The sequence below is a fragment of the Kushneria sp. Sum13 genome, assembly GCF_052692355.1.
Window position 1 is genome coordinate 3,231,505 of record NZ_CP199847.1, and the last position, 19,790, is coordinate 3,251,294.

The following is a 19,790-nucleotide window of genomic DNA, read 5'->3' on the forward strand; positions in this document are numbered from 1 at the left end:
TTAGACGCTATCGATTTGATCGGATGCTACTGACCTGAAGAGTGCCTCATGCTGCAACCCGTATCCCGCCAGAGTGATCTGACGCTCGAGAAAACCGCCGTCCCGCCGCGCCCGGACAACGTCAGCACCTGGGCGCCGCTGTCGATTCCTGCCTTTCGCATCATCTGGATGGCCAACCTCTTTGCCAATCTTGGGGTCTGGGCGCAGTCAGTGGCCGCCGCCTGGGTGGTGACCTCGGCGCAGGCAAGCCCTGTCATGGTGGCCATGATTCAGGTGGCCGCCGCGGCACCACTGGTATTGATGTCGATCGTGACCGGGGTGATTGCCGACAACTATGATCGGCGCAGGGTGATGCTGTTCGGGCTTTTTATTGAGGTGCTGGGTGGGGTCTTCATCACCGTCATCGCCTTCATGGGACTGCTGACACCCACCCTTCTGATTGCCTCGATTTTATGTGTGTCCGTGGGTGGTGCCATTACCACCCCGGCCTGGCAGGCGGCCGTCAACGAACAGGTGCCGCGCAATCTGGTCAGCAGCGCCGTGCTGCTCAACAGCGTCAACTACAACGCTGCCCGCGCCATCGGCCCGGCGATCGGCGGCATGCTGCTGGCAGCGCTCGGGCCTGCGTGGATATTTCTGCTCAATGTCCTGTGCTTTTGCACCCTGATCTGGGCGCTGTGGCGCTGGCGGCGTGCGGTGCCCGAAAAGCACCTGCCGCCCGAGCGGCTGTGGGAAGGCATCAAGGCCGCCATTCACTTCACCCAGTATTCCAGCGTGACGCGGCTGATCATGCTGCGCTCGTTCATCTTTGGCATCTCGGCCAGTGCCATCTGGGCGCTGCTCCCCCTGCTGGCCCATGACCATCCCGGCGGCAACGCCTCGCTTTATGGCTACATGCTGGGCGGGCTGGGCGTCGGGGCGATTGCCGCCAGCACGCTGGTCAACCGAGCCCGCCGGCGACTGGGCAGCAGCCGGCTGATCAGCGTCGCGGCCATGACGCTGGGCGGCGTGATGCTGGTACTGGGGGGCGCTAACACCCTCTGGGCCATGTTTCCTGCCCTGATCATCGGCGGCAGCTGCTGGATTGCGGCGGTGGCCTCCTATAACTCCTCCGTGCAGATTCTGGTGCCGGACTGGGTCAAGGCCCGCGCCCTGGCACTCTATCAGACGGCACTTTATGCCGGGCTCACGATGGGCTCGTTCCTGTGGGGCCATATGGCAGAAAGCCTGGGCACGCAGACGGCACTGTTGATGGCCGGGAGCCTGCTGCTGGTCTCATCGCTGGTGCTGCTGCCCTCACGCCTGCCGGAACTGGACAGTGACAGCCTCATGGGCGCCCCGGAGACCCATACCGAGGCACCGGATTTTGACTTTGACCCGGCCCGCGGCTCGGTCATGGTGACCATCGAATATCGCATTGATGCCGACCAGGTCCGCGACTTCGCCCGCGCCGTGCGTCCGCTGCGTCGACTTCGACTGCGCAACGGGGCCAAACGCTGGTCGCTGTATCGCGACATCGAAACGCGTGACCTGTGGCAGGAAGTCTTTCTGGTACCCAACTGGCTGCAGCACCTGCGCATGCAGGACCGCCAGACACTGGCCGACCGGGCGATCATCGAACGGGTGGCCGCCATGCACATCGGCACCGAGCCGCCGCGCACTCGCCACGGCGTCAGCTACCGCACGGCCCGATATGAAGGGGAAGGCGCGACCCTGAGACCCGTGCAGACCACGGCCCGTGATGATCAGGCCCCCTGGGCCGGCGAGGATCCTCACGCAAACCCTGACAGCCCGCGCCCCGGGCGTTAGGCTGTCGCCCCTTTTCTGTGATGACCGGAGCCCTGCATGCCCACTGACGCGACCGACGCTGCGCGCCATACCCTTGAGACGGTCTTCGGCCTTGAACACTTTCGCGCCGGCCAGGGCCCGGTCATCGAGCGGGTGCTGGCGGGTCAATCCACGGCGGCCATTTTCGCCACCGGCGCCGGCAAGTCGCTGTGCTATCAGCTGCCGGCACTGCATCTGCCCAACCTGACGCTGGTCATTTCGCCGCTGCTGGCCCTGATGCAGGATCAGCTCGCCTTTTTGAAATCGCGCGGCATCGCCGCTGAAAGCATCGACTCGACCATGGACCGCGACGCGGTGCGCGAGGTCATGACGCGCGCGCGCCAGGGGGAGCTGAAGATTTTGATGGTGTCGGTCGAGCGGCTGCGCAACGAGCGCTTTCGACACTTTCTCCACCAGGTGCCGATCTCGCTGATGGTGATCGACGAGGCCCACTGTATCTCCGAGTGGGGTCACAACTTTCGCCCCGACTATCTGCGCCTGCCCGAGTACCAGCGTGAGTTCAATATCCCCCAGGTCCTGCTGTTGACCGCCACGGCCACGCCCGGCGTCATTCAGGACATGCAGCGAAGCTTTGCCATCGCCCCTGACGATGTGATCACCACCGGCTTTTATCGCCGCAATCTGAACCTGCAGGTACGCCCGGTGGCCCAGGCCCGGCGCGTTGAGGCGCTGATCACATGGCTGGCCCCGCAGCAGGTGGCAGGCCAGGAAGCGCCGACCATCATCTACGTCACCCTGCAGCAGGGCGCCGAGACGCTGGCCAAAGCGCTGTCGGCACAAGGCATTCGCGCGCGCGCCTATCACGCAGGATTGGCGGCCGAAGTGCGAGACGAGATCCAGCAGCAGTTCATGCAAGGTGAGGTGCCGGTGATCGTGGCCACCATTGCCTTTGGCATGGGCATCGACAAGCGTGACATTCGCAACGTGGTGCATTTTGACCTGCCCAAGTCGATCGAGAACTACAGCCAGGAGATCGGCCGCGCCGGCCGTGACGGCGCACCCTCGACCTGTCTGATGCTGGCCGGACGAGACGGGCTGGGCGTGCTTGAGAACTTCACCCACGGCGATACGCCGGAGCGCGAAGGCATTCAGCGGGTACTGGAAGAGATTCAGGCCGCAGGTCAGACCCCGGAGCGCCAGTGGCCGGTGGTGATGAACACGCTCTCGCGGGACAGCAACATCCGCGCACTGCCGCTGAAAACACTTTTGGTGCGCCTGGAAATGCAGGGCGTGATCGCGCCGCGCTTTACCTACCTGGCCGAATATCGCCTGCGCTACGAGATGGCGCCTTCTGAACTGGCTGCAAGGTTTGAGGGCGAGCGCGCCGATTTCATCCGGCTGGTGATCGACAATATCCCCATCGCCCGCACCTGGGGCACGGTGGATTTCGAGCGCCTGCACCAGGCCGGGCTGGAAGCCGGCATCGATGCCACGCGCTCGCGCGTGATCACCGCGCTTGAGTACTTCCAGGACAAGGGCTGGGTGGTGCTGGAGGGCAAGCGCATGACGGATGTCTTTGAGGTCTGCACCCCCGAGATCGATCCGATAAGTCTGGCGTGCGAGCTGCACGAAGGCTTTTGCAGCCGCGAGCAGGCCGATATCGAACGGCTGGCGCAGATGCTGGCGCTGTTTGAAACCGAGACCTGCCTGTCGCGACGTCTGGCGCTGCACTTTGGCGATACACGCGTGCCGGAGCACTGCGGCCACTGCTCGGTGTGCGACGGCCATGTGGCCCGGCTGCCTGCCCCGCCAGCCTCAACCTCCCTTGAGGCACTCGACTTTGACGAGCTGGCCGGGCCATTAATGGCGCGCCATCAGGCGCACTTTCAGCACGCCCCGACGCCCGAGCGGGTCACGCATTTTCTCTGCGCGCTGGCCATGCCGGTATTCACGCCCCTCAAGGCCCGCGGGCTCAAGACATTTGGCGCACTGGAGGGCTATCCGTATCCGCAGGTGCGGGCCTGGGTCGATCAGCACCTGAGCGCCCACAACTGACATGCGCCTGCCGCTCATTCATCACCCGGGCTATACGTTTGACTGGCCCGAGCGCCACCCCTTCCCGATGGCCAAGTTTCGCGCCCTGCGCCAGCAGCTATCAACGCTGGGCTTTGACGATGATCCGCTGATCGACTGGATCACGCCGACGACGCCTTCCAGCACTCAGCTGTTGCGTGCCCATACGGAAGGCTGGCTACAGGCCTTTTATCTGGGTGACAGCGACCCAAAGGCCAGAAAACGCAGCGGTTTTCCGTGGTCGCCTCAACTGGTCGAGCGCACGCTGCTGGAGGTGGGCGGGACGCTGTCCACGCTGCGCTCAGCGCTTGAAACGGGCCTGGCCTGCAATACCGCCGGCGGCACCCACCACGCCTACCCGAACGCCGCCAGCGGCTATTGCCTGCTCAACGACCTGGTCGTAGCCGCCCATGAGGCGATGGCCGTTTACGGTATCAAACACATTCTGGTCATCGATTGCGACGTGCATCAGGGCGATGGCACGGCCTACGCCTTTCAAAACGATCCACGCGTGTTCACCTGCTCAATACACGGTGTGGATAACTTTCCCTTTACCAAGCGGCACAGCGACCGGGACATCGCCCTGCCCCGCGGCACCGATGACAAGGCCTATCAGGACGTACTCGAAAGGGAAATTCCGGCACTGCTGGATCAGGTGCGCCCGGAGCTGGTGTTGTATGACGCTGGCGCCGACGTCCACGCCGGCGACCGGCTGGGGCACTTCGAACTGACCCTTGAGGGCCTCTACCGACGCGATTTTTTTGTACTTGAGCAGTGCGGACGGCGTGATATTGCGGTGGCTGCAGTGATCGGTGGCGGCTACGACCGTGATCTCACCGCACTGGCCGAGCGCCACGCACAGCTGTTTCTGGCGGCGCGAACGCTTATACGTCAGACATGAAAAAGCGCCAAGGCATGGCCCCGGCGCTTTTTCATCGTGCGTTATCCCCACGACGCCGAATACGGCCTACTGCGCCGCAGGCCCGCGAATGCCGGTGACAAAACCCTCCGGGCGAATATGCGCCTTGAAGGCTTTTTGCACTTCTTCCGGAGTCAGGGCCATGAACTGCTGCGCCGCCTTCGTGGTGGCATCCAGCGGCTTGTCGGAGAGCGCCAGACTCAAAAGCGATCCGCTGATGGCGCCGTAGCTTGCGGCCTGCATCGGCATCGCCCGTAGCAGAATGCTCTTGGCCCGATGCAGATCGCTGTCGCTGACCGGCTCGTTTTGCATCCGCTCAAGGTTATGGATGATCAGCTCGCGCGCCTTTTGCACGTTGTCAGGGTCGCTGCCGAAACTGACGTTGAAGCGCCCGCGATGGGCCTCAAGGCTCAGGTTCGAGCTCACGCCGTAGACCAGCCCGCGCTGCTCACGTAGCGCCTGATGCAGCCGCGAGGCAAAGTCGCCGCTGAGGACCTGATTACCCAGAAACAGCGCAAAGCGATCATCACTGTCACGGTCGATATCGATCATCTGTGACATGGACACCTGCGACTGGCTCGCCGCGCTGTCAGGCGTGTGATAGGCACCGGCCTTGTTCAGCGCCACCGCCGGATAGTCCACGTCCGGCTTCGGACCCTGTGCCTGCCAGCCGCCGAAGTAGCGCTCGACCTGATCGCGCACCTGCTCGGGGTCGACGTCACCCACCACCACCATGGTGGTCATGTCCGGACGTGACACTCGCGCAAAGTACTGCTTCACGTCTTCAAGCGTGAGGCTCTTGAGCGACTCGGGCGTCATGTGGCGCTGCATGGGATCATTCTCGGGCAGCAGCGCCCCAAGCATGGCATAGGCGTTCTGAAAGCCCGGGCTTTTTAAACGACCGGGCAGCGCCTGGGCACTCTGCTGTTTGAGGGTATCAAAGGCGTCTTCCGAGAAGTTCGGATTGAGCTGATGCTCGGCCAGCAGCGCCAGTCCATCATCAAGATTGGCCTTTGGCACCACCAGTCCGAAGCTGGTGCCGGCACTCTCTTCGGCGCCCAGCTCGTCTACCCTGGCGCGCAGCGCTTGGCGATCCAGCGACTGGCTGCCGTAGCCGTACATGCCCTCCAGAATGTCACCGACGCCCTCCTTGCCCGGGGGCGTTTGCAGATCGTCATTGGTCTGGATGGCCCCGCTCACCATGATGCGATCGCTGGCGGTTTCCGGCTGCACGATCAGGCGCAGGCCGTTGGCCAGTTGATAGTCCTTTGGCGCAAGCGTCGAGACCGGGATATCGAGGTTGTCAAAGGCATGCTCGGCCCAGGACGGCAGCGCTACCGGGCCGCTGGGCGTGGTGGTCAGATCCTCCGGCTTGCCGTAACCCTCGCTGCTGGTTGGCGCACCGGACGCCTCCGGCGTCAGCACGGCGGTAATGGCGTGTTCGGGTTTCAGAAGCCTTTTGGCGAGTGCGTTGACCTGGTCCACGGTAACCGCCTCGTACTGCGCCTTCATGTCCTGAGGGGAGTCGAGACCGCGCTTGATCAGCGCATCGGACCAGGCGCTGGCCAGCCCCGAGACCGACTCGCGCGAGGCATCCACTTCCGCAATGATCCGACGCTTCGCCGCCGCGACCAGCGACGGGTCCACGCCGTTTTGAACCACGCCTTCAATGATATGGGTCATGCGTGCCTTGATCGGTGCGGGATCACCGCCCTGGGGAAAGACCCCTACCGCCATGGCAAGACCCGCGTGTGGCTGCAGCTGCCCGCCCATGCCGCCGGCCAGTGCCGTGCCGTCATAGCCCATGGCGGCCAGCTCGCCGCGCTCGGAGCCCAGTACGTCCAGCAGCACCTGGGTGGTGGCGAAGTCGTCGTCCTGCAGGCCGGGCGTGCGCCAGCCCATATAGATCGAGCCATAGGGGCTGTTGGTGGGCAGCTCGATGGTGCGCGCCGTGACCGGTTTGAAATCAAATTCGGGGCGTTTGGGCAAATCCTTTTCGGGAATGTCACCGAAAAGCGTCTGCACCCGGGACAGGGCCTGCTGTGGGTCCACATCGCCGGCAATCACCAGCGTGGCGTTATTGGGGACATACCACTGATCGTGAAAGGCCTTGAGATGCGCCGCAGTGGTGGTGTCAAAGGAGTCGCGCGTGCCCAGCGGGGTCCAGGCATAGGGCGTGCCATGGTAGAGCTCTTCAACCAGCTGGGTATAAAAGCGAAAGGCCGGATTGGAGAGATTGCCCGACACTTCCTGCTCGATGGCGCCCCGCTCCTGCGCCCAGTCGGACTTGCTCATGTCGATGGCCTTCATGCGCGAGGCCTCGATATGAAGCGCCACGTCCAGATCCTCGGCCGGGACGGTGAAGTGATACTGGGTGCGGTCATTTTCGGTGAAGGCGTTCATGTTGCCGCCCATGTTGGCCGAGATGACCGAAAGCTGATCCTTTGAAAGTCCCGGGCCGCCGCGAAACATCATGTGCTCAACGGCGTGCGCGGTGCCGGGGAATTCGCTGGAGGCTTCACTGGAGCCCACATGGTAATTGACCTGGGTGGTGACCACCGGCGCCAGGTCACTGTGCACGATCACGACCTCAAGACCGTTATCGAGCGTAGTGCGCAGCACGTCGTCCTGCTGATCCTGGGCCTGAGCGCCCCCGATACTGGCCACGACCAGACACAGCCCTGCAAAACAACGCCATGACCGTGACAGCCTGGTCCGCCACAAGGGGCTGACATTACCCATGATGCCTGTTGACTGCATGCCCGTTACTCTCCAAAACATTACGCTTCGAGACGTTAATTCTCTGCGCAGCCACTTTCCAAGCCGCACGGGTTAACTCAAAAAGTCATGATGGTGCCATGAAAAAGAGCGCCCGCAGGCGCTCTTTCAGTGAGGTGTCGAGACTAGCTGGTGTGTTCGCTGGGCTGCGGCAGTGCCGGCAGCGAGCGGTCCAGCAGCTCCACGCTCTTGCGATAGTAGTGCTGACTCTTGCTGTGCTGGCCAAGGCTTGCATAGAGCCTGGCAAGCTCGGCACAGGCCACGCCGCTGGGGCGCTGGCGATGGCTGGCCTCGAAGTACTCCTGCGCCTTGCCCCAGTAGGCATTGCGCAGCGAGAGTCGGCCCAGCGTCATCAACAGCTCGGGGTCATTGGGACGCTCCTGCAGCCACTTCTCGGCCGTGACCAGCTGACGCTCGGGCTCGACCGACAGCAGGCCATAGTGCGCCACCAACCGGCTATCCCAGCGGTTGCGCAGCGACTGGCGAATCATGCTTTCGGCTTCGCCGGCGTCATTGCCCCGTTCCAGAATGGCCGCCTGCAGCAACACCAGATCCACGTCACCCTTGAGCGTTTCCGGCATTCCGGCCCAGAGCGTACGGGCGCGCTCGTAATCCTTTTGCTGATCGGCCTGGGTCAGAAGCGCCTGGTACGTGCGCCGCTCAAGCGTTTTGCGCTCTTCTTCACTGATCAGATCGTGGCGCTCGAGTTTCGGCAGCAACTGGCGCATGCCTTCCCAGTCTTCCACGTTGAGATAGGCCTGCTTGAGCAGCTTGAGCACCTGCGGATGCTCCGGCATCTGCGTCTGAAGCCGGGTCAAAATCGCCAGTGCCTGTTCGGACTGCTGACGATCCAACATCAGCTGTGCCTGAACCAGCCCGACGGCACTGTCAGCGCCCTCGGTGCTGTGATGTGCCTTTTTCAGAAGCTCGTCGGCCTGCTCATGGCGCCCCTGGTAGTGGGCTGCCAGCGCCGCGGAGAGGTAGTTGACCAACGGCGTGGAGGAGTCCTCGGCCGAGCGGGTCAGCGACTGCTCGGCACGCTTCCAGCGCCCTTCCGCCAGCGCCACCAGCCCCTTGACGGTGCGATGCATGGCCTGACGGTTGCGGGTACGGGCGTTCCACAGCTTCATCCGGCTGACCGGACGACGCAGACGCCAGAGCAGGCGCAGGACAAAGTGCAGCACCAGAAAGAGCGCAAACAGCAGCAGCATGCCGAACCAGAACGAGGTCTGCAGCGAGATGTCACCGACCCGGATCAGAATATAGCCCGGCGTGGACATCATCAGCTGGCCGATCAGCGCCCCGGCGGCCAGCCCGACGACAATGAACAGGATCAGCTTTCTCATGAGGACGCCCCCTCACCGTTGCGACGGGCGTTTTGCAGCTTGTTGATGGCATCAACCGAACCGCTGATGTCAGGCAACTCGGGGCTGATGTTGCGCTGTGAAAGCGACTCGAGCTGCTTTTGCAGGCGCTGGACATTGCTGTCATCGGTGCGGAAATAGGTCGTGATCAGCGTGCCGGCGCGCTCAAGGCTTTCACGATAGATCTCCCCATTGCTGCGCATGACACCCAGCTGGGCCTGTTCGAGCAGCAGACGCACGTTCTGGCGCAGATAGCCTTCCTGCGTGGGCGTGATCAGCGCCTCCAGCGGCTCATCGTGACGACGGACCGTAACCAGATCCTTGAGCTGAGTGCCCATGCGCGAGAGCTGCTCGCGCCAGCCGCCGGTAAAGAGCGAACCGTCATCCTTTTGCGCCGCCAGAGCTTCGCTTTCCTGAGACAGCGGCAGGTCATCCACCTGGCCGGCCATGGCCGACAGCGTCAGAAACAGGCCATTTTGATCGACGTCGGGCAGGCTTTTGAGCTGTGACAGCTCGGAGGCAATCGCGCGGCGCACCGGCAGCTGGGCCGGATTATCAATCTGGCGCAGACGCTGGTCGGCGGTCTCAAGCAGGGACTGGGCGCCGCTGATGTCACGCTCGAGCTGCAGGCGCTGGTTGGCCATGCGCAGCAGGTACTCGATCTCGGCATTTTGCCACTGGCGCTCGTCGGTCTGCTGGCTGCGCGTAAGCTCTTCCATCACGCGCGACAGCGCCTGATCGTTTTCTTCCAGCCTTGACTGCAGCTGGCCAAGACGCTGATCACTTGATTCAAGCGCGCCCGAGACCTCACCAGTAGACTGACGGGTGCTCTGCTGAACCTGATTGACGTCCTGGCGCAGCTGATCCATCTCGTTGCGCTGCTGCTCGAACAACCAGGCACCAAAGCCAATGGCCGCCAGCGACAGCAACAACAGGACAAGCAGAATGGGCAGCAAAACCGAACGACGTCCGCCCTTCTGACGCGGCCGATGTTCCGGGCGCATGTCACCGGGCTCGAACGCCCGACCGCTGCTGCTGACGCCCGGCTGCGAAGCATCAGGCCCGCTCATGTGACCGGTGCGCGTGCTTTCACCGGTCACCGCGGCATTTTCAGCGGCACCGGTCGTGCCGGCGTTGCTCCCTGCCGGAACGCTGGTGGACGCATTGTCGGAGGACGCGCTGCCGGAAGAAGCGTTGCTGCGATCGTCGTTATCGTTTTCCTGCTTGCTCATTTATCGCTGCCCTTTTTTTAATCGGGTATGCCCGGCGCCTGGTGCCAGGCCATTGCCGAGGTCTCTGCCAATGTCTGCGGCGTGGCATCGCCGGCAATGAAAACACATTCGAAGTGATCCCTGCCTGCCATTGTAGCCAATCGCTGGCTGGAAACGACCAGTGGACGCTTGCGAGTGGCCGGCGTACACCATTGATCAAGGTACTCGAGCTGCTCCTGACTGGTCACGATCAATATCGCAAAGTCGCCCTGTGCCAGAAGCTCACGCATTGGCGCACTGGGTGGCTGCAGCCGTCGCTCATAGAGTGACAGCCGTGACACCTCGGCGCCACGCGCCAAAAGTGTCTGCTCGATCAGTTCACGCCCGCCTTCCCCGGAGACCAGCGCCACGCGCGCGCCCCTGACGGCCTGTAGCCCCGGCATGTCGAGCAGCGCCTCGCTGGCGCTGCCGCTGCCGGGTCCTGGCGCACTGACCTCAACGCCCAGGCCTGTGCTCAATACTTCGGCCGTACTGACGCCGGTAGCATGAAAGTCGATGCCGATGGGTAACTGGGGCCAGCGCGCCTCAATGGCCTCGATCAGGCAGGTCGCGGCAAACGGACTGGTACAGATCACATGGCGAAAGTTATCCAGATCATACAGGAGCGTGTGCTCGAAAGGCGTCGGCACGCGTGCGACCAAAGTCATGATATCCAGCGAGCGGGGCGTCAGCCCGACTCGCTCAAGCGCCTGTTCAAGCGCCCGTGCCCGGGCTCCCGGGCGGGCCATCAGAGCGGTCGCTGTATGATGCGAGCCATGGCTCGAACACGAAGAAGACATCCCGGATCCTCAGCGCGGCGGGCGCTCATCGGCATAAACGGCATCAAGAATGGCGCCGGCACCGCGCGCGAGCAGTTCTTCTGCCACCTGAACCCCCAGCGCTTCCGGATCGTTGGCCGGCCCGCGTGCCTCGGCATGAATGACCTGAGAACCATCGGGCGCACCGACCAGAGCACGCAGCCACAGCGTCTGATCATTGTCTTCCAGCACCGCGTAGCCACCGATCGGCACCTGACAGCCGCCTTCAAGACGGGTGTTCATGGCCCGCTCGGCCAGTACCCGCAGGCTGGAGGGATGATCGATCAGAGGCGCAATCAGCGCGCGCAGGGTGTCATCATCGCTGCGACACTCGATGCCGAGCGCGCCCTGACCGCAGGCCGGCAGCATGGCTTCCGGCGCCAGCTGATCGGCAATACGCGCCGCCAGCCCGAGGCGTTCAAGCCCCGAGGTGGCCAGCACAATGGCGTCGAACTCGCCGGCATCGAGCTTGCCCAGCCGGGTCTGCACGTTGCCGCGCAGGCTGAGCACCACCAGATCCGGGCGAGCCGCACGAATCTGCAGGGCACGACGCAGGCTCGAGGTGCCTACTTTCGCGCCCTGCGGCAGGGCATCAAAATTGGGGTAGTCGTTGGAGACAAAGGCGTCCGTGGGCGCGCCTCGGTCCAGAATGGCGTGCAGGCCGAGACCGTCGGGGAAGCTCATCGGCACATCCTTCATGGAGTGCACGGCGATGTCGGCAAGGCCTGCCAGCATGGCCTCCTCGAGTTCCTTGACGAACAGCCCCTTGCCGCCAATCTTGGCCAGCGGCGTATCCAGGATGCGATCACCGCGCGTGGACATACCCACAAGTTCCACCTCAAGGCCCGGATGCAGGGCCTCAAGACGAGACTTGACGTGTTCCGCCTGCCACAGGGCGAGCTGACTTTTGCGGGTGGCGATTCTGATCGTGGCTCTGTCGGACACGAGCGCTCCTGTAGAGGTCAAAACGAGACGTCCATGATAAAGCAGTGGCGCCCGGCAAAAAACAGTCATTGCAGGCGTCAGGGCGCGTGTGGCGTGCCGACAGGGCATCGACTTCTTGTTACACTGACCCGCCCATGGAGGCGGCAACCGGCCGGCCTCCCGGTCCCGACCCTTTCGATGCAGGATCGCCAGCAGATGACGCAAACCACCAATCAATCCTGGGGCGGTCGCTTCAGCGAGCCCACCGACGCCTTCGTGGCGGCCTTTACCGCCTCCATCGGTTTCGACCAGCGCCTTTATCATCATGACATTCGCGGCTCGATTGCCCATGCCACCATGCTGGCGCACGTGGGCGTTCTGACCGACGCCGAGCGCGACGCCATCGTGAATGGTCTCAAGGAGATCGAGGCCGAGATCGAGCGCGGCGAGATCGAATGGTCCGTGGCCCTTGAAGACATTCACATGAACATCGAGGCGCGTCTGACCGACCGCATCGGGATTGTCGGCAAGAAACTGCACACCGGACGTTCACGCAACGACCAGATCGCCACAGACATTCGCCTTTATCTGCGCGATGGCATCGATGCCGTCGCCAGCGAGCTCGCCCGCCTGCGCCAGGGCCTGATCGAGCTGGCAGAAGCCGAGGCCGATACCATCATGCCGGGCTTTACCCATCTGCAAAGCGCCCAGCCGGTCACCTTTGGCCATCATCTGCTGGCCTGGCAGGAGATGATCGCCCGCGACCAGGAGCGCCTGCTGGATGCGCGCAAGCGCGTCAACATCATGCCGCTGGGCGCCGCGGCGCTGGCCGGGACGACCTATCCGATCGATCGTCACGTCACCGCCGGGCTGCTGGGCTTTGACCGCCCGGCGGAAAACTCGCTGGATGCGGTCAGCGATCGCGACTTCGCCATCGAGTTCACGGCGTTTGCCAGTGTGCTGATGATGCACCTGTCGCGCATGAGTGAAGAGCTGGTGCTCTGGACCAGCGCCCAGTTTGACTTCATCGATCTGCCGGATCGTTTCTGCACCGGCTCCTCGATCATGCCCCAGAAGAAAAACCCGGATGTGCCCGAGCTGGTGCGCGGCAAGACCGGGCGTGTCTATGGTCACATGATGAGCCTGCTGACCCTGATGAAATCCCAGCCGCTGGCCTACAACAAGGACAATCAGGAAGACAAGGAACCGCTGTTTGACACCCTCGACACCGTGCTCGGCTCCCTGCGCGCCTTCGGCGACATGATCCCGGCGGTGCGGGCCAAAAGCGACAACATGTATGCCGCTGCCAAACGCGGTTTTGCCACGGCCACGGATCTCGCCGACTACCTGGTGCGTCAGGGGGTGGCCTTCCGCGATGCCCACGAGATCGTTGGCAAGGCGGTCGCCTTCGGTATCGAAGAAGGTCGTGACCTTTCCGAAATGACGCTTGAAGAGCTCAAGCGCTTCTCCACCCGCATCAACGACGACATCTTTGACTATCTGACGCTGGAAGGCTCGGTCGCCGCGCGCAACCATATTGGCGGCACGGCCCCCGACCAGGTGCGCGCCGCCGCACAGCGCGCTCGTGAAGCGCTGGCCAAACTTCCGGCCCATGCCCTTGATCAGAAGGATGGTGCGCAATGAACCGCCTGATACTGGCCATGATGACCACTCTGGTGCTGGCCGGCTGCGGCCAGACCGGCCCGCTCTATATGCCTGACAACCAGCAGGCCCGTGACCGCTACGACCCGCAGGGCGATTATCAATCAGGCGACGCCCAAGCAGACAGTGCGCAGCAGGACAGCGCCGGTCAGAATGATGCACAACAGGGTGACGATGCCGAGCGCCAGAGCGCCGTCAGCGTGCCCGAAGGCGACAGCAGCCCTGCCACCACCACGGCCGGCACGGTAGGCGGCGCCGCCTCCTCCGGCGCGCCTGCTGCACCGGCTGCCGTCGGTCAGGGGGGCACATGAGCACCCATTTTGTCTGGCACGATGAGCAGCTTCACGTCGAGCAGCTGCCGCTTTCAAGCGTGGCCGAGCGCTTTGGCACGCCCTGCTATGTCTATTCAAGTGCGGCCTTTCGCCAGCACTTTCTGGATTACGCCCGGCCGCTCGAGGGCACGCGTCATCTGATCTGCTATGCCCTCAAGACCAACTCGAACCTGGCCATTCTCAACCTGCTGGCCCGCCTGGGCGCAGGCTTTGATATCGTCTCGCTCGGCGAGCTCGAGCGCGTACTGGCCGCCGGCGGCGACCCGGGCCGGGTGGTCTTTTCCGGCGTCGGCAAGCGCGAGGACGAGATGGCCCGGGCGCTGGAAGTGGGCATCAAGTGTTTCAACGTGGAATCCAAGGCAGAGCTTGAGCGCCTCAATGAGGTCGCCGGCCGGCTCGGGCAGGTGGCGGCCATCTCCATCCGGGTCAACCCGGATGTCGATGCCCGCACCCATCCCTACATTTCTACCGGGCTCAAGGACAACAAGTTCGGCATCGCCATTGCCGATGCCGAGCGCGTCTATCAGCGCGCGTTTGCGCTTGAGCACGTCAATCCGGTCGGCATCGACTGCCATATCGGCTCACAGCTCACCGAACTCTCGCCCTTTCTGGATGCGCTGGATCGCCTGCTCACCCTGTATGACCAGCTGGCAGAGCATGGCATCCACATTGAGCATCTGGATCTGGGCGGCGGTCTGGGCGTGAACTACACCGGCGAGACGCCGCCGGCGGTGGCGGACTATATCGCCGCCCTGCGCCAGCGCATCGGGGACCGAGACGTCGAGCTCATCTTCGAACCCGGCCGTTCGATTGCCGCCAACGCCGGCGTTTTGCTCACCCGGATCGAATATCTCAAACCCGGCGAGGCGAAAAACTTTGCCATCGTCGATGCCGCCATGAATGACCTGATCCGGCCCACGCTTTATCAGGCCTGGCAGAACATCACCCGGGTGGACCAGCGCGGGACGCATGACACGAAGCACTGGGACATCGTCGGGCCGGTCTGCGAATCCGGCGACTATCTGGGCAAGGACCGCGAGCTGGCCATTGCGCAGGGAGACCTGCTGGCCGTGCACTCCGCCGGTGCCTACGGTTTCGTAATGGCGTCGAACTACAACACCCGTTCGCGGCCGCCGGAGGTCATGGTGGTCGGTGATCAGATGCATCTGGTGCGCGAGCGCGAACCGCTGGCCAGCCTCTGGGCCGGCGAAGCACTGCTACCGGAGGCGGCCCTTACGCCGCAGGGACATCACGCGTCATGATGCTGCACTTCACCAAGATGCACGGGCTGGGCAATGACTTCATGGTGGTCGATCTGGTCACCCAGCGCGCGCGGCTGGACAGCGAGCGTATCCGTGCCCTGGCCGACCGTCGCTTTGGTATCGGCTTTGACCAGCTGTTGCTGGTCGAGCCACCATCGCGCCCGGACATGGACTTTCGCTACCGCATCTTCAATGCCGATGGCAGTGAAGTGGAAAACTGCGGCAACGGTGCCCGCTGCTTTGCCCGCTTTGTGCTGGATCAGAAGCTCACCGCCCGCCGCGAGATTGCAGTCCAGACCGCTGGCGGCAATCTGCTGTTGAAGGTGGCCGATGACGGCCGGGTACGCGTCGACATGGGCGCCCCCCGTTTCGCGCCCAGCGATATTCCGCTGACCGCCGAGACCGAAAGCCACGATTACGCGCTGGACATCGATGGCGAGACCATCTCGCTGGATGCCCTGTCGATGGGCAACCCGCATGCGGTGATCGACGTTGAAAGCGTCGAGCATGCGCCCGTGACCACGCTGGGGCCGCGCATCGAGGCACATCCGCGCTTTCCCAGGCGGGTCAACGTGGGCTTTCTGGAGATCGTGTCACGTCAGCGCGTGCGGCTGCGCGTGTTCGAGCGCGGCGTGGGCGAAACCCTGGCCTGCGGTACTGGCGCCTGCGCCGCCGTGGTCAGCGGCATTCGTCGCGGCCTGCTGGATCAGCACGTAGAGGTGACCCTGCCCGGCGGGAACCTGAGCATCGAATGGGCAGGACCCGGGCACTCGGTCATCATGATCGGCCCGGCCGAGCGTGTCTTTGATGGCCGTATCATTGTATAGAACTGCTCCCCGGGGGATGACATGACCGATGATGACAGTAGTGCGCCCGATCGCCAGCGCCCTGAGGCGCTCAAGGCCGATCAGGTCAGCGACTGGCTTTCATGCCACCCCGACTTCTTCGAGGGACGCGAGGCGCTGCTGGCCTCGATGCAGATCTCTCACCCTCAGACCGGCGGTGCCGTATCGCTGGTCGAACGTCTGATTGCAACCCTGCGCGCACGTACCGAGCTGGCCGAAGGGCAGCACCAGGCGTTGCTGAACGCGGCGCGACATCATGATCAGCAGGCCAGTGCCATGCGGGCGCTGGTCCTGTCACTGCTGCAGGCTGAAAGCCCCGATGCTCTGGCACAGACGCTGACGGCAGAGCTTGGTGAGCGCTTTGGCGTGCAGCATCTGACCGTGTGGCGACAGCTCTCAAACGGCGAATGGCCACAGCCGCCGACCCATGAACTTGATGATGACACTGATCAGTGGCTCGCCTCGACACTCTGCTGTGCCAATGACACGCTGACGCTGGACAGCGCGACGTCTGAGCGTCTGTTGCCGGGCGCGTCCCTGAGCGACGGCCGCTGCGCCGTGATCCGACTGGCGCTGGGGGATCGTCACGGCTATCTGGTCCTGGCCCATCCTGACAAAGCGGCGCTGCCATGGGTGATGGCGCCGGACAACATGACCTGGCTGGGCGAGGTCATGTCGCGTCTTTTGCTGCGAACCTCGTCATGAGTACCCTGCAGCCGCTGGTCGACACCTTTGTTGAACGCCTGCGCCACCGGCATAGTCCGGCCACGGTCGATGCCTATCGTCGCGATCTGACAGCGCTGATGGCATTTATGGACCGCGAGGCGATCACCTCATGGGACGCGCTTGATATTCACCGTCTGCGCCGCTTTCTGGGCCGTGAGCGCACCCGTGGGCTGGCGGCGCGCAGTCTGGCGCGACGGCAGGCGGCCATCCGGCGCTTCTGCGACCTGCTGATTGAACAGGGACTTTTGGGCCACAACCCGGCTCGCCTGCTGGATACGCCCAAAATGCCGCGCCATCTACCGCGACCGGTCGATGTCGATGTGCTGGGCCAGTTTCTGGATATGCCGCACGATGGTTCGCCACTGTCACTGCGTGATCAGGCCATGCTCGAGCTTTGCTACTCCAGCGGACTGCGTCTGGCAGAGCTTGCCGGCATTGATCTGAGCGATATAGATACCCAGCGCGCCCGGGTGCGCGGCAAGGGAGACAAGCCGCGCCAGGTGCCGATCGGGCGCCGGGCCGCCGCCGCCCTGGCCGAGTGGCTCAAGGTGCGTGGCCTGCTGGCAGGCCCTCACGAGCCGGCGCTGTTTGTCGGCACGCGAGGGCAGCGTCTGGGCCACCGCGCCATTCAACTGCGTATGGCGCAGTTGGGCCGTGAGCGCGGGCTGCCCGAACATCTGCATCCGCATCGCCTGCGCCACAGCTTTGCCAGCCATCTGCTGGAATCGAGCCAGGATCTGCGCGCGGTGCAGGAACTGCTGGGCCATGCCCATCTCTCCACCACCCAGGTCTACACTCGACTGGACTGGCAGCATCTGGCTGACACCTTTGACCGCGCCCATCCGCGCGCGCATCGAAAGCCTGACGCCGACCGTTACTCATCTTCCCGCGAAGCCTCTTCCTTCAGGACTTCAGACCATCAGGACACGCCCCATGATTAAGGCCATCACTTTCGATCTCGACGACACCTTCTGGGACAACGGCCCGGTAATGGCCGCCACCGAGCCCGGCCACTATCAATGGCTTGATGAGCAGATCGGCCATGCGGCGCATTTCCCGCTGGAGGAGTATCAGCGCCGACGCATGGCACTGGCGCAGCAGCATCCGCTGCGTCGGGGGGATTTCACCTGGCTGCGTCACCAGACCCTGGCCGGGATGCTGGTCGAGTTCGGCCTGGCAGAGGACGAAGCGCGACGCTGGGCCGATGACACCATCGAGCACATGCTGACGCTGCGCCACGATGTCGCCATCTTTGAAGAGGTGCCGGCCATGCTGGAAAGACTGCGCGCGCGGGGCATTCGTCTGGGCGCCATCACCAACGGCAACGTGGACCTGGAGCGCCTGGTCATCGCCGAGCACTTTGATGTCATCATCAAGGCCGGTGTGGCGCTGGCCCCCAAGCCCGATGCCCGCTGTTTTCTGTCGGCCATGGCGCGTCTGGGCGCACAGTCCCCGCGCGAGGCGGTCCATGTGGGAGATTCCTGGGCCGAGGATGCCCTGCCGGCACAGCGTCTTGGCATGCACGTGGCCTGGATCGATGCCAAAAACACGGGGCTGCCTGAACAGGCGCCGGCCGGCATTCATCGTCTGACTCACATTCGTGAGCTTGAAGCGATGCTGGCAGGGCTTGAGTAACGGGCAAGAGGGAAGGATGACCGTAGAAGGACTGAAAAATTCAGTTACCTTTTAAAACACTCGCCTATTATTAGGACATGAAATAATAAGCACACTTTTTTCAGCGCTTCACGGGGCATCATGGTATGCCCCGCTTGATAATAATGACTGCCTGACGTGGGTGTTCATCCTTTTTCATCGACCCTGATAGGCTCTTCGGATCATGCGTCCTCTCGATATACTCAGCATTACGCTGGTGCTTTGTGCCTTGGCACTGGTGATTGCCCTGCCCATGTCAGACAACGAGGCAACGTTGTCGAGCGAGGCCAGCCTGACGCAGGGCACCACCCTGCACTATCCGGGCCAGCAGAGAGAGGCCACGGCCCTGTTGCAGTTCGATGGCCAGCAGGGTCAGTCACAGCCGATGCTGTTTGACCCGGACCGGCCAACGCGCGGTGCGCAGAATATGCCGACCACCGGCACACTGTTCGGCCCGCAAACGCCTGCCCCTTCGATGAGCATGCGCTACCCGTCCGGCCGCCAGATCTATAGCTTCTAGTCCATAGCGCCGTCAGGGGCTGCCCTCCTTTCAGCCACCAGGTCGTCAGGCGTTTCAAATCAGGGTTGATCTTTCGAAGACGGCGCATGACCAGGCGTAAGCCACTGACAAAGACGTTCATTGAGCGCATCCACCCCCTGACGATCATGCGAGGAAAACAGCTGCACGCTGACCAGATCCTCCCACTCCTTGAGCTGATGACGCACCTTTGACAGCACGCCCATGGCCGCCCCGCGCTTGAGCTTGTCGGCCTTGGTCAAAAGGATATGCAAAGGCATGTCATTTTCATCCGCCCAGCCCATCATCATCTGGTCGAATTCGGTCAGCGGATGGCGGACATCCATGACCAGCACCGTCCCCTGCAGAGAACGACGCTCGCGCAGATACTGCGCCAGATGCTTTTGCCATTCACGGCGTACGGCCTCCGGCACCTTGGCAAAGCCATAACCGGGAAGATCCACCAGCCGATACTGTGGGTCACCCACGGTAAAAAAATTGATCAGCTGGGTACGCCCGGGCGTTCTCGACGTGCGCGCCAGCGCCTTTTGCCGGGTCAGCGTATTGATGGCGCTGGACTTGCCGGCATTGGAGCGCCCGGCAAAGGCGACTTCCAGCCCGGTATCTGCCGGACAATCGGCCAGTTTCGGAGCACTGGTCAAAAACGTGGCCGACGGAAAATGATGAGACATGACATCCGACATGAGGTATTTCCAACGATGAGACAATGAGCAAAGATGAGATAATGAAGTGAGTGTAACACCCCGGGTTGACGCCTCGCTCGTCAGTCGTGTTCGTGTCTGCCAGGATAGCAGGGAACCCTTCGGGCGCCGGGGGTTCAAAGTAACGATGCATAACATGCTGATAACAACAGCGCTC

The 19,790-nt window shown here is 63.1% G+C and carries 17 protein-coding genes; 11 read left to right on the forward strand and 6 right to left on the reverse strand.

Going from position 1 to position 19,790, the window contains the following annotated elements:
- Positions 1–48 precede the first annotated feature (48 nt).
- Genes ACUN8C_RS14970 through ACUN8C_RS14980 form a run of 3 tightly spaced genes read left to right on the forward strand, consistent with a single transcriptional unit; the run spans position 49 to position 4,762 of the window.
- Positions 49–1,809 carry an MFS transporter gene (locus tag ACUN8C_RS14970; protein ID WP_445619962.1) on the forward strand — a complete coding sequence of 587 codons (1,761 nt, stop codon included), beginning with the start codon at positions 49–51 and terminating at the stop codon, positions 1,807–1,809.
- Positions 1,810–1,845: 36 nt separating this feature from the next.
- The gene (locus tag ACUN8C_RS14975) at positions 1,846–3,843 is read left to right on the forward strand and encodes a RecQ family ATP-dependent DNA helicase (RefSeq protein ID WP_445619963.1); all 1,998 of its coding nucleotides are present in this window, start codon (positions 1,846–1,848) and stop codon (positions 3,841–3,843) included.
- A 1-nt stretch (position 3,844) separates the two neighbouring features.
- Complete coding sequence (locus tag ACUN8C_RS14980; protein WP_445619964.1) at positions 3,845–4,762, forward strand: histone deacetylase family protein; 918 nt, start codon at positions 3,845–3,847, stop codon at positions 4,760–4,762.
- 66 nt (positions 4,763–4,828) lie between these two features.
- On the opposite strand, the gene ACUN8C_RS14985 is transcribed toward ACUN8C_RS14980, so the two are convergent.
- From ACUN8C_RS14985 to hemC, 5 genes are all read right to left on the reverse strand, one after another.
- On the reverse strand, positions 4,829–7,540 hold the full coding sequence (locus ACUN8C_RS14985) for a M16 family metallopeptidase (RefSeq protein WP_445619965.1): 2,712 nt from the start codon (positions 7,538–7,540) through the stop codon (positions 4,829–4,831).
- A 143-nt stretch (positions 7,541–7,683) separates the two neighbouring features.
- Positions 7,684–8,904, reverse strand: a complete 1,221-nt coding sequence (locus ACUN8C_RS14990) for a heme biosynthesis protein HemY (protein WP_445619966.1) — start codon at positions 8,902–8,904, stop codon at positions 7,684–7,686.
- Positions 8,901–10,154, reverse strand: a complete 1,254-nt coding sequence (locus tag ACUN8C_RS14995; protein WP_445619967.1) for a uroporphyrinogen-III C-methyltransferase — start codon at positions 10,152–10,154, stop codon at positions 8,901–8,903. The genes ACUN8C_RS14990 and ACUN8C_RS14995 overlap by 4 nt, the downstream gene beginning before the upstream one ends.
- Positions 10,155–10,171: 17 nt before the next feature.
- Positions 10,172–10,921, reverse strand: coding sequence for a uroporphyrinogen-III synthase (locus ACUN8C_RS15000; protein WP_445619968.1), 750 nt, complete (start codon positions 10,919–10,921; stop codon positions 10,172–10,174).
- A 60-nt stretch (positions 10,922–10,981) separates the two neighbouring features.
- Positions 10,982–11,935 (reverse strand): hydroxymethylbilane synthase, encoded by a 954-nt coding sequence (gene hemC / locus ACUN8C_RS15005; RefSeq protein ID WP_445619969.1) that lies wholly within the window; start codon positions 11,933–11,935, stop codon positions 10,982–10,984.
- Between the two features lie 195 nt (positions 11,936–12,130).
- Here hemC and argH point away from each other — a divergent pair, with 195 nt between their 5' ends.
- The 8 genes from argH to ACUN8C_RS15045 all read left to right on the forward strand — a co-directional run bounded on the left by argH (position 12,131) and on the right by ACUN8C_RS15045 (position 18,914).
- Entirely contained in the window at positions 12,131–13,558 is a 1,428-nt protein-coding gene (argH, locus tag ACUN8C_RS15010; protein WP_445619970.1) for an argininosuccinate lyase, read from the forward strand.
- Entirely contained in the window at positions 13,555–13,887 is a 333-nt protein-coding gene (lptM, locus tag ACUN8C_RS15015) for an LPS translocon maturation chaperone LptM (RefSeq protein WP_445619971.1), read from the forward strand. The genes argH and lptM overlap by 4 nt, the downstream gene beginning before the upstream one ends.
- Positions 13,884–15,170: a diaminopimelate decarboxylase gene (gene lysA / locus ACUN8C_RS15020; RefSeq protein WP_445619972.1), complete on the forward strand. Its 1,287-nt coding sequence runs from the start codon at positions 13,884–13,886 to the stop codon at positions 15,168–15,170. Before lptM ends, lysA begins: the two co-directional genes overlap by 4 nt.
- Positions 15,167–15,997 (forward strand): diaminopimelate epimerase, encoded by an 831-nt coding sequence (gene dapF, locus ACUN8C_RS15025; protein ID WP_445619973.1) that lies wholly within the window; start codon positions 15,167–15,169, stop codon positions 15,995–15,997. The genes lysA and dapF overlap by 4 nt, the downstream gene beginning before the upstream one ends.
- Positions 15,998–16,018: 21 nt before the next feature.
- Positions 16,019–16,720, forward strand: a complete 702-nt coding sequence (locus ACUN8C_RS15030) for a DUF484 family protein (protein ID WP_445619974.1) — start codon at positions 16,019–16,021, stop codon at positions 16,718–16,720.
- The gene (locus ACUN8C_RS15035) at positions 16,717–17,682 is read left to right on the forward strand and encodes a tyrosine recombinase XerC (RefSeq protein ID WP_445619975.1); all 966 of its coding nucleotides are present in this window, start codon (positions 16,717–16,719) and stop codon (positions 17,680–17,682) included. Before ACUN8C_RS15030 ends, ACUN8C_RS15035 begins: the two co-directional genes overlap by 4 nt.
- Complete coding sequence (locus tag ACUN8C_RS15040) at positions 17,675–18,376, forward strand: HAD family hydrolase (protein ID WP_445619976.1); 702 nt, start codon at positions 17,675–17,677, stop codon at positions 18,374–18,376. Before ACUN8C_RS15035 ends, ACUN8C_RS15040 begins: the two co-directional genes overlap by 8 nt.
- 202 nt (positions 18,377–18,578) lie before the next feature.
- Complete coding sequence (locus tag ACUN8C_RS15045; RefSeq protein ID WP_445619977.1) at positions 18,579–18,914, forward strand: hypothetical protein; 336 nt, start codon at positions 18,579–18,581, stop codon at positions 18,912–18,914.
- A gap of 59 nt (positions 18,915–18,973) precedes the next feature.
- Here ACUN8C_RS15045 and yihA read toward each other — a convergent pair whose 3' ends face one another.
- On the reverse strand, positions 18,974–19,615 hold the full coding sequence (gene yihA / locus ACUN8C_RS15050; RefSeq protein WP_445619978.1) for a ribosome biogenesis GTP-binding protein YihA/YsxC: 642 nt from the start codon (positions 19,613–19,615) through the stop codon (positions 18,974–18,976).
- Positions 19,616–19,790 lie beyond the last annotated feature (175 nt).